The organism is Sphingobium sp. L-44 (genome assembly GCF_056859495.1).
In genome coordinates this window covers 1-10,623 of record NZ_JBSXOQ010000099.1, presented here as the reverse complement: position 1 = coordinate 10,623, position 10,623 = coordinate 1, and the positions used below count along the sequence as shown (strand labels likewise).

At 62.7% G+C, this 10,623-nt stretch carries 9 protein-coding genes and 1 pseudogene; 4 read left to right on the top strand and 6 right to left on the bottom strand.

Features of this window, described 5'->3' with window-relative positions; translation table 11 throughout:
- The 4 genes and pseudogenes from AC13EK_RS16050 to ligD form a co-directional block, all read left to right on the top strand.
- Positions 1 to 136, top strand: a 136-nt coding sequence (locus AC13EK_RS16050; RefSeq protein ID WP_483022157.1) for a transposase, incomplete at its 5' end; no start/stop codon positions are given.
- A gap of 64 nt (positions 137 to 200) precedes the next feature.
- The gene (locus AC13EK_RS16045) at positions 201 to 419 is read left to right on the top strand and encodes a hypothetical protein (RefSeq protein ID WP_170828805.1); all 219 of its coding nucleotides are present in this window, start codon (positions 201 to 203) and stop codon (positions 417 to 419) included.
- Positions 344 to 700: a DUF3325 domain-containing protein gene (locus AC13EK_RS16040; protein ID WP_081331855.1), complete on the top strand. Its 357-nt coding sequence runs from the start codon at positions 344 to 346 to the stop codon at positions 698 to 700. Before AC13EK_RS16045 ends, AC13EK_RS16040 begins: the two co-directional genes overlap by 76 nt.
- A gap of 269 nt (positions 701 to 969) precedes the next feature.
- Positions 970 to 1,380 (top strand): annotated as a pseudogene (gene ligD, locus AC13EK_RS16035) (non-homologous end-joining DNA ligase LigD); the annotation flags it as partial.
- A gap of 149 nt (positions 1,381 to 1,529) precedes the next feature.
- Here the strand turns inward: ligD and poxB are convergent.
- From poxB to AC13EK_RS16005, 6 genes are all read right to left on the bottom strand, one after another.
- Positions 1,530 to 3,275 (bottom strand): ubiquinone-dependent pyruvate dehydrogenase, encoded by a 1,746-nt coding sequence (gene poxB, locus AC13EK_RS16030; protein WP_069339003.1) that lies wholly within the window; start codon positions 3,273 to 3,275, stop codon positions 1,530 to 1,532.
- A gap of 144 nt (positions 3,276 to 3,419) precedes the next feature.
- On the bottom strand, positions 3,420 to 4,373 hold the full coding sequence (locus tag AC13EK_RS16025; RefSeq protein WP_234792541.1) for a formate/nitrite transporter family protein: 954 nt from the start codon (positions 4,371 to 4,373) through the stop codon (positions 3,420 to 3,422).
- A gap of 49 nt (positions 4,374 to 4,422) precedes the next feature.
- Positions 4,423 to 4,782 carry a hypothetical protein gene (locus AC13EK_RS16020; RefSeq protein ID WP_277788238.1) on the bottom strand — a complete coding sequence of 120 codons (360 nt, stop codon included), beginning with the start codon at positions 4,780 to 4,782 and terminating at the stop codon, positions 4,423 to 4,425.
- 77 nt (positions 4,783 to 4,859) lie between these two features.
- Complete coding sequence (locus AC13EK_RS16015) at positions 4,860 to 7,106, bottom strand: acyl-CoA dehydrogenase (RefSeq protein ID WP_277788239.1); 2,247 nt, start codon at positions 7,104 to 7,106, stop codon at positions 4,860 to 4,862.
- A gap of 174 nt (positions 7,107 to 7,280) precedes the next feature.
- On the bottom strand, positions 7,281 to 10,232 hold the full coding sequence (locus AC13EK_RS16010; protein WP_069339008.1) for a PAS domain-containing protein: 2,952 nt from the start codon (positions 10,230 to 10,232) through the stop codon (positions 7,281 to 7,283).
- Between the two features lie 42 nt (positions 10,233 to 10,274).
- The gene (locus AC13EK_RS16005; RefSeq protein WP_069339009.1) at positions 10,275 to 10,502 is read right to left on the bottom strand and encodes a hypothetical protein; all 228 of its coding nucleotides are present in this window, start codon (positions 10,500 to 10,502) and stop codon (positions 10,275 to 10,277) included.
- Positions 10,503 to 10,623: the final 121 nt, after the last annotated feature.

The window sequence follows — 10,623 nt, the reverse complement described above, 5'->3', positions numbered from 1 at the left end:
CAAACGGCGCAACCGCATCGAGATCATGTTCGGACGCCTCAAGGATTGGCGCCGGGTTGCTACCCGCTACGATCGATGCCCGACAGCCTTCTTCTCCGCCATCGCCCCCGCTGCCACCGTCATCTTTTGGCTTTGATCAACAAGTCCTGACCCTAAGCATTCTTTCGCGGATAGTGGCCGGCTTCGGAGGAGGCTGTGTATTGACCTCGCTGGCGATCGTATTTTTGTCGCTTTGCCTGCCCGGAAGAAAGGCCTCGGCCGTGCTGGTCGGGACCATGCCGAGCTTTCTTATCTACGCTTTGGTTATCATGGCGGTGTTTCTCGCCCGCGACATGGTTCGGGCATGGATCTGGATCGCCGGCGGGACAGGAATCCTGACGATAGCTGTCCTTCTGCTTGCAAACCGTATGTCAAGCTGATGACGGCTTTGCTGCCTTTTATCCCTGCAGTGCTGGGGATGTCCCTGTTGGCGTTGTCGATGCCCAAGCATTATCACGATCAGGGTGGAAAGCAGCCGTCTGGCGTCACACCACTGGCTTTCCGGATAGCTGGATGGCTTCTTACCGTCATTTCCCTCGCGTCAGCGATCGCGATCCAGGGGCGCGCGATAGGTCCGATCCTTTGGCTAGGACTTCTCACTGTAGCGGCACAGGTTGTCGCGCTGATTCTCACTTACCGGGTCAGGTGGCGGCAGATTTGATACCGGATGACTAGCGGTCGCTGCTGCGAGCTGCCCAGCAGCCATGCGCCCATCGAAGCCGTTCTATCGGGAAAATGGTGCGCCCATGAGCGGCCAGTCCGCTTACCACCGGGGCTGGGACTTTGCTGCCTTTTGCGAGAGATGGATCGAAGGCAGAATTGGTAGAGAGCCGTCATACGGCGTTTGCCCTGCTGGCATCGTATAGCGGGACTTCTCGATGGAAAACCCGGGACACTTCTCACCGGGGCACTTCTCAGTGGAAATCAACAGACATCGGCCTCGTCTCCTTTGCCATGCTCTCGGGCGGCAAGAGCGCGCATGTCGTGGTGCCGCTGACGCCTGGGCACGACTGGGATACCCACAAGGATTTCGCCTCCCGCTTCGCCCAGGCGCTCAGCACGGCAGAGCCCGACCGCTTCGTTGCGACCATGAGCAAGGCGAAACGCAAGGGCCGCATCTTCATCGACTGGCTGCGTAACCAGCCCGGCAGCACGGCGATCCTGCCCTATTCTGCCCGTGCCCGCCCCGGCGCTCCAGTCGCAGTCCCGATCGACTGGGACGAGCTTGCCGACATGAAGGATGCGCATCCCTTCGGCATCGGCAATGCCGCTCTTCTCTTGAAAAGGGCGAAGGGTTTGAAGGGATGGGGCTTTTCGGCACAGGGGCTGCCGGAGATATGACAATGGTCGCATCGGGCGAGCCCTGTCGGGCACGCCGCATCACCTGTTTCAGCTTCGAGCGCAGAACGTCCTTTTTCTGCGGATGGCGGCTTGTGCCCCATGGCGCCGCCTTCGGTCTTGGCGGCGCCGACCAGATAGGTGCGCGCTAGTCAGAATAGTTTTCGCAGCAGCCCGGCATTGGTCTTGCCAAGTTCGATGATGGCATCGCCGCGGCCGCTCATGATCGCCTTGGCCATATAGAGGGTGAAGCCCTTCATCTGTTCAAGCGTGACCTTGGGCGGGAGCGACAGTTCGGTTCGCGCGGTCACGGCATCCAGCAAGGCCGGGCCGGGATGGGACAGGACGTCCCGCATCGCGCTGTCCAGATCGCCGGGATCGCTCACCCTTACGCCATGGATGCCGATGCTGCGGGCCATGGCGGCAAAATCCGGATTGTCGAGCGCGACACCTGTCTCGACAAGACCGGCGGCCTTCATTTCCATCTCGACAAAGCCCAGGGTGCCGTTGTTGAAAAGGATGATCTTCACCGGAAGGTTGAGCTGCCGCAGGGTCAGTAACTCGCCCATCAGCATCGCAAGGCCGCCATCGCCCGATAAGGTGACGATCTGCCGATTGGGACAGGTAACTTGCGCGCCGATAGCCTGCGGCAGCGCGTTGGCCATCGATCCATGGTTGAAGGAGCCAAGCAGCCGGCGACGGCCATTCATCTTGAGATAACGGGCTGCCCAGACCGTCGGCGTGCCGACGTCGCAGGCAAAGACCGCGTCGTCGCTTGCCTGTTCGCTCAGAACCCGCGCGACATGCTGGGGATGCAGGATCCCGCCCGGCTTGCCGTCGGCAAGCTCGTCCAGTCCCTCACGCGCCCTGGCGTAATTGTCTTTGGCCCAAGCAAGGAAGGCGGCGTCGCGATCGCCTTTCAGCAAGGGCAGAAGGGCTTCGATCGTCGCACCGACATCCCCCACCAGCCCCAGATCGATCGGTGTCCTGCGTCCCAGATTTTCAGGGCGCATGTCGATCTGCGCGACCTTCGCCTTCGTCGGATAGAATTGACGATAGGGAAAATCGGTGCCGAGCATCAGCAGGAGATCGCAGGCCATCATCGCTTCATAGCCCGACGAGAAGCCGATCAGGCCGGTCATGCCCACATCATAGGGATTGGCATGTTCGACCCATTCCTTGCCGCCCAGCGCGTGAACGATCGGGGCCTGGAGCGCACCGGCAATTTGCAGCAATTGGGTATGGGCATCCCTGCAGCCTCGCCCGGCAAGGATCGTGACGCGCCCCGCATCGTTGAGCAGGGTTGCCAGTTTCTCGATCTCGCGGGGCGCCGCGTGGATCAGGGGCCTGGCGGGCAGGAGCGCGTCGATTGATCGCGCGAGTTTTCCCTCGGCCGCCTCAAGCGCCACGTCGCCCGGGATCGATACGACGGCAACGCCGCGATGCCCTACCGCAGCACGTATGGCCGTCTCGAGCGTGCGCGGCATCTGGTCAGGATCGGAAATGGTCTCGCAATAGACGCTGCAATCCCTGAACAGGGCTTCAGGCCTGGTTTCCTGGAAATAGTTGGAGCCTATCTCGGCACTGGGAATCTGGGCGGCAATGGCAAGGACGGGAACACGGGTTCGGTGGCAATCATAGAGACCGTTAATCAGATGCATGTTTCCTGGGCCACAGGACCCCGCGCAAACGGCCAGTTCGCCGGTCAGTTGCGCCTCCGCACCGGCGGCAAATGCGCCTGCCTCCTCGTTCCGCACATGGATCCAGTCGATATTGCCCTGACGCCGCAGGCTTTCGGTGATGCCATTGAGGCTGTCGCCCACCACGCCATAAATGCGTTTCACCCCAGCCAGATGGAGCGTCTGGGTGAAGAGGTCGGAAACGGTCATTCTGGACATTGGTGAGCTCCGGGCAAGGCATCAGGATTTCGGGGCCTCTCCTGGCACGGACCGTTGCATTGAATGTCCCCGCCTCGCACCCGCGCCGTCCTTCCAACACATGAGCCAGGCGATCGTTGCGTGGCTCGACGGGCGATGCGGCCATCATGTCGATCCAGGCTTCCAACTTGTATCATTCCGCCCGCGGCCGGCGCCTCCATCCGACCTTTTCTGCAGGACACCAGCCGGCCTGGCGGCCATGCCGGCGTCGCCCCCTCCTTCGGTAAGGTCGCTTCGCATCTGCCCATGGGCCAGGACCGCGAACAGGCCGCTACCACCGATGATGTTGCCGATGAGCGCAGGCAGAGAGAAGCCGAACCAGGCCTGCTGGAAACTGACCTCGCCGCTCAGCCAGAGGAAGCTGATCTGGGACGAGCCGGTGACGACATGCGAAAAGCCGCCAAGGCCGATGACATAGGTCAGGAGGAAGATCACCCAGAATTCGCTGCCTTTGGCATTGGGCAGGGCCCATGCAATCGCGGCCATGATGAAGCCTGCCGGAATGCCGAGCATCAGGGTTTTTGACCAGTCCTGCCATTCGAGCTTGGCGAGAATATCCAGCGCCACGATGCGCTGTTCATGCGTGATGATGACCTCACCGGCCATCAGCGCGCTCACGAGCGTGACGCCGACAAGGTTCCCGGCCAGCACGCAGCCCCACAGGCGCGCGAGCCGGCCCAGATTGCCAAGGCTTGGACGGGTTGCGACGGGCAGCACCGCTGTGACCGTGCTTTCGGTAAAGAGCTGCAGCCGCCCCATGATCACGATCAGATATCCGACCGGATAGCCCAGCAGATAGATGAGAGGCGCCCAGTCTGTGTCGGGCAGCCTTGCCCGCAGGAACAGTTCGGACATGAGCGACAGGGTGATCGCGAGGCCGGCGGCCAGGCCAGAAAGCATGAGTGCGAGGATCGGTCGATCCAGCTCTTCCTCGCCCTGGAGCCGCACGACCTCATGGACGACCTTTGCCGAACCCGTGCTGCGCTCCTCGACATGCGCCGCCTCTTCCGCGTCAAGATCGGGGTGCGGGCTATCCTTGGCTTCATGCATCTGGACCATTCCCCTGTCTGCCGAAATGACGCCTGCCGCGATCGCCTCTTTCCTGTCCTTATTGTCCGGCACTGCGCAGGGCCCCCAGGATGAGCGCACGGTAGCTATGCTCCCTGACGCCATGGGGCGCATCCAGCCCCATGCGCTCGAGCGCGGCCAGTTCCGGTTCGTCGGGCTGACCACCGCGCAGGCCGCGCGCAATCAGGGCGGCCAGCTGGGCGGGTCTTGCCGCATGGTCTGCCAGATATTGCATCGCCGGCAGCAGCTGCTGCTCGATCTGCGTAAAGTCCGTGCCGAACGGGAAGGACGGAAATGTCTCGATGGGCATGGCCGCGCCGATCCGCTCGGGCAGATTATCCCTGTGCGCTTCGGGAATGTCCCAGTCGAGCGCTATCTTGCCCGCGGACCATGCCTTCATATCAACAGGCGTGAAGGGAGCGCCGCGCGCTTTCGGAAAAGGCGTGCGGGCGCCATCGACAATATAGACCGGCCGGCTCATTCGGCGGCCTGCGCCAGATTCGATGCAGCAGCATTGCGCCGCAGCTCCTCGGGCGCGAAATCATCGACGGCGATGACGTCTGCGACCGCGCGATCGGCCTCTTCAAGCTGCGCCAGTTCTGCGCTCGACAGCAGGCCGCGCTCGCGCGCCTTGGCCCAATCCTTGATCTGCGCCTTGCGCAGCCGGTCGTGAATCGGCTGGGTATCCACCATCAGGCGAAAGGCTTCGGTCAGGCGGGCGACAGGTTCTTCCGGGCCGTCGATGAACACATTGTCGATCAGCCGTTCGCGCGCTGGGCAGGGTTCCAGGATGATCTGCGCGCACTGGCGGATGGTCCGGTCCGTCGGGCCATGACGACGGCGGCCAAAGGGGAGGATGAACAGGCGCAGCATCCAGCCCACGGGCCGCGCGGGAAAATTCTCGATGATCTCGACGAACCTTTGTTCGATCGTGGCGAAGCCGCTGTCCATGCACCAGGCGAGCAGGGGAAGGTCATCATCCTGTCGCCCTTCATCCTCCCAGCGCTTGAGGGCGCCGGAAAGAAGATAGAGTTCCGACAGTATGTCGCCCAGCCGGGCAGAGAGAAGTTCCCGCCGCTTGAGCTCGCGGCCCAGGGTCAGGAAGGATATGTCGGATATGAAGGCAAAGGCCGCGGCATAGCGGCTCATCTGGCGATAATAGCGGGTCGCGCGCCCGGCCTTGGGTGCCGGTGCAAACAGGCCGCCGGTCCAGTTGCGCGCGAAGGCGCGGATCGCGGTCTTGAGCGCGTGGCCGACATGCTTCCACAGCACATCATCGAACTGCGCCAGCGCCCGCCCGCGATTGGCATCTGCGACCGCGCGAATCTCCTTGAGAAGATAGGGGTGGGAGCGGATCGCGCCCTGGCCGAATACCATCAGGCTGCGGGTGAGGATATTGGCGCCCTCGACCGTGATCCCGACCGGGATCGCGCGATACTGGTTGCCGAGATAATTATTGGGCCCGTCGATCACGCCCTTGCCGCCATGCACGTCCATCGCGTCGTTGATGACGGTCCGCATGCGTTCGGTCGCGTGGAGCTTCAGGATCGAGGAAATGACGGCGGGGTGATTCCCCTGATCGAGCCCCGCGCAGGTGAGGCGGCGCGCGCCATCGAGCAGATAGGCATTGGCCGCGATCCGCGCCAGCCGCTCCTGTATCCCCTCGAACTTGCCGATCGGCAGGTTGAACTGGGAGCGCACCCGCGCATAGGCACCGGTCGTATGGGCCGCAAAGGCGCCGGCGGCGGCAGACAGGGAAGGCAGGGAAATGCCCCGGCCGGCCGCCAGCGCGCTCATCAGCATTTTCCAGCCCTGGCCGACGCGATCGGGGCCGCCAATGATGTTATCGAGCGGGATGAACACGTCATGGCCCTCATTGGGGCCGTTCTGGAAACTCTGCATCGAGGGGATATGCCTGCGCCCGATCGAGACGCCGGGAAGGTCGGTGGGGACCAGCGCGACCGTGATCCCGATCTCTTCCTGCCCGCCCAGCAGATGGTCGGGATCGCGCAGCTTGAAGGCGAGGCCCAGCAAGGTCGCAACCGGACCCAGGGTGATATAGCGCTTGCGCCAGTTGAGGCGGATGCCCACCACCTCCTCGCCATCCCACTGGCCTTTGCAGATGACGCCTTCGTCGACCATTGCGGCGGCATCGGAGCCGGCTTCCGGGCTGGTCAGGCCGAAAGCGGGAATTTCACGTCCGTCCGCCAGCCGCGGCAGCCAGTAGCGCTGCTGCTCCTTCGTCCCGAAGCGCAGGATGAGTTCGCCCGGACCCAGGCTGTTGGGAACCATGGCGGTGACGGCCGCGGACACGGACCGGGTCGCGATCTTGCGGACAATCTCGCTATGGGCGAAATTGGAGAAGCCAAGACCGCCATGTTCTTCAGGAATGATGATCCCGAAAAATTTTTCCTGCTTGAGATAGTCCCAGGCTTCCTGCGACAGGTCGTGCGTTTCCCAGGTCATGCGCCAGTCGTCGATCATCCCGCACAGCTGTTCGACGGGGCCATTCATGAAGGCCTGCTCCGCATCGGTCAGCCGGGCGGGCGGCACGGCAAGGAGCTGATCCCAGTCCGGATTACCGGTAAAAAGAGCGGCGTCCCACCAGCTGTTGCCAGCCTCGATCGCTTCGCTCTCCGTAGCGGAAAGGGCGGGCAGGGCTGCCTCGACGAGGGAGAAGATCGGGCGGGTCAGGCTTTCACGGCGGGCGTTGGCAAGCATCATCTCTGTCCTTTTTGCTTGCCCCATGAACGCGGAAGACCCCGCACATGATCCGTCGTCCGTGGAAGTCGTTGCTGGACGCTGGCCGCAAAATGGCAGTCGCCAGCCGGAGGCCGGCTAGCGCTATTGGTGATGCTGTCGACAGGTGCGTTGGCTGATTGGTCGCGGCCTGAAGGATCAGGGCAGCATGTCGCCAATTCTCTTGGCCAACGCGTCCATGGCGAAGGGTTTGGTCACCAGCGCCATGTTCGGCGCCAATTGTCCGTTACCGATGACGGCATTTTCCGCATAGCCGGTAATGAACAGGATCTTGAGATCGGGCAGGAGGCTGAGCGCGGCATCGGCCACCTGGCGACCGTTCATGCCACCGGGTAGCCCCACATCCGTGATCAGCAGATCAAAGGCTGCACCATTTTGCAGCAGCCGCATGGCACCTGGACCATCCATTGCCTCCTGCACATCATAGCCCAGTTCCTGCGCAATCTCGACGACGAGGAGGCGCACCGTGGGTTCATCATCGACCACCAGGATGCTGCCGCGTTTCATCGCCTTGTCGGCGACCATCGCGGGCAGGAGAGGGGGCGGGGACGCGTCGTCACTCCCTTCGTCCTCCATGAAATGGCGGGGCAGATAGATGCACATGGTCGTGCCCGTGCCGATCTCGCTATAGATCCGCACATGCCCGCCGGACTGGCGGGCAAAACCATAGATCATGGACAGGCCAAGGCCGGTGCCTTCGCCCATCGGCTTGGTCGTGAAAAAGGGATCGAAGGCGCGCGAAATCACCTCGGGCGTCATGCCCGTGCCGGTGTCGGTCACGCAGATCGAGACATATTGGCCAGGTTCCAGATCGCGCTCGCGCGCTGCTGCATCGTCCAGCCACTTGTTTGCAGTCTCGATCGTAATGCGTCCCCCATCCGGCATTGCGTCGCGCGCATTGATGCAGAGGTTGAGCAGCGCATTTTCAAGCTGGTTGGGATCGACCAGGGTTGTCCAGATACCGGCCTTGCCCACCGTCTCGACCTGGATCTGTGGCCCCACCGTGCGCCGGATCAGCTCTTCCAGATCGAAGATCAGCCGGTTGGAATTGACCGGCTTGGGATCAAGCGTCTGTCGGCGGGAGAAGGCGAGCAGGCGATGGGTGAGCGCCGCGGCGCGGCGGACGGCGCCCTGGGCGGCGACGGAATATTTGTCGATCTCGCCGACCCGGCCCTGCGCGATACGTATCTGCATCATTTCCAAGGCCCCGGAAATGCCCGTCAGCAGATTGTTGAAATCATGCGCAAGGCCACCCGTCAGCTGGCCGACCGCTTCCATCTTCTGCGACTGGCGCAGCGCTTCCTCCGCCCTGTCGCGCTCGGCCGTCTTGGTCTCGACCTCCTCGGCGAGCCTGCGGCGATCCTCCTCGAGCTGACGCTCGATCGCCTTGCGGGCGGACATGTCTTGCATCGCACCGACCATGCGCAAGGGCTCTCCGGCCGTACTGCGTAGGACATAGCCTCGATCGAGGATATCGGCATAGCGACCGTCGCCGCGGGCGAAGCGATATTCGTCGGTCCAGTCGGTGCCTTCGCCATCGATCACCGCATGGATGCTGTCATTGATCCGCTGCCGGTCATCCGGGTGGATATGGTCCAGCCACCATTCGCCGGTCGGTTCGACATTTTCGAGCCTGTGGCCATAGGCGTGCTCGAGGGCGATGTTCCAGGTCACATGATCGTCGCGGAAATTCCAGTCCCACACCGCATCATTGGTGGCCCGCCCGGCAAGGCGTAGCCTTTCCTCTACTTCACGCAGGACGGCCTGCGCCTGACGGTCAGCCGTAACGTCCTGCACGGTGCCGATAAGGCGGATCGGGGCCTGGCCCTCGAACATCGCCAGGCCTTGGGCATGGATGTGCCGCTCGACCCCATCCTCGATCCCGACCGTGCGATACTCGGTGTCGAAAATGCCGATGCCGGCCGGATCGAGCGCGGCGCGCACCGCTGCATCGGCCCCTTCGCGATCATCGGGGTGCAGGCCGGCCACAAAGGCGGTTTCATAGCTGACGGGGGCGCCGGGATGCAGGCCGAAGAGGGCGCGACAGCGATCGTCCCATTCAAGCTGTCCGGTCTGCGGCCAATAGTCGAACTGGCCAAGGCGGGTGGCGCGCGTGGCGAGTTCCAGCTTCTCCCGGCTTGTGGCCAGGGCTTCGCGCGAAAGATGCGATGCCGTCACGTCGGTGGCCGTACCGAACCACTCGAGGATCTGCCCGTCATCGTCGAGAATGGGCACTGCGCGCGACGCGGTCCAGCCGATGGTGCCATCGGCCTGGCGAACCCGATGTTCGAGCATGAAGGGCATTCTGGTTTCGATGGCTCTGGCAATCGCATCCTTCACGATGGCCTGGTCATCGGGCGGGATATAAAGCTCGAGCCAGCGAACCGATGGCGCCTGCGTATCGATCAGGAAACCGCGGCCATCGAGCTGGCGCATTTCCTGCCAGTCGGCGCTCATCTGGTATATGGCGTCGGACGTTGCGCCAACCAGAGCGCTGAAGCGCGCCTCGCTTTTCTCCAGCCGGGACTGTTCTTCCGCGATTCGACGGGCATCGGTAAATTTCTGCGTGACGTCCACCGCGACGTCGAGAACGCCTGCAATCTCCCCCGCGTCGTTGCGCAGCGGGCTGTAGCAAAAGGTCCACCAGGTGTCCTCGGCATAGCCATTGCGGGTCATGACGAGATGCATGTCTTCGACCGAGACCGTCTCGCCGCCAAGCGCCCGGTCGATCAGGGGCGAAAGCTCATGCCAGATCTCGGGCCAGACATCACGCATCGGCTGGCCAAGCGCCGAAGGATGACGGGCTCCGAGGAAGGGCGCATAGGCATCATTGTAAAGGAAGAGCTGTGCTTCGCCCCAGGCGATGAACATCGGAAAATCCGATGCGAGCGCGAGTTCGACCGTGGTGCGTAGCGAAATCGGCCAGTTGGCCCTGGCGCCCAATGCCGTCTTCTCCCAGGGGAAGGAGGACAGCCTCGTCCTGAGCGATTCTGCGGGCGCAGGCGCCGGAGAAAAAATGGAAGCCATGACATCGGGGTAGGGCGACTTGGCTATGCTCTCATCGGGCACGATGGGTGTGCTTCCTTTCATTTCGCGCCCTTAACGTAATCGCGCCCGATTTGATCCATGGATTCAATCTTGTCGGACGGCGGATCGTGCGCTGTTGTCGCCATTGACCTCGTCTGCGCCGGTCTGGTCGGCCCTGAAATAGCCGATCGCAACCACGATGAGCAGAACCGCGATGACCAGCGCAAGGCTTGTGACCAATATCGACCGGGTCACGGTCGTTCGCGATCCGCTGCGCGCCTCGACTTTCGAGAGATGGGTTACCGTTTCGCCGTCTTCCTGTCGTTTCTCCATTTTCTCTCTCCTTGCTCTTTGCCTCATGTCAGCGACGGGTTGGGGCTATCCTCCAGACGCTGTTGGACAGGTCATCGGCGACCAGCAGCGCGCCATGGACCGGATCATAGCTTACGCCCAC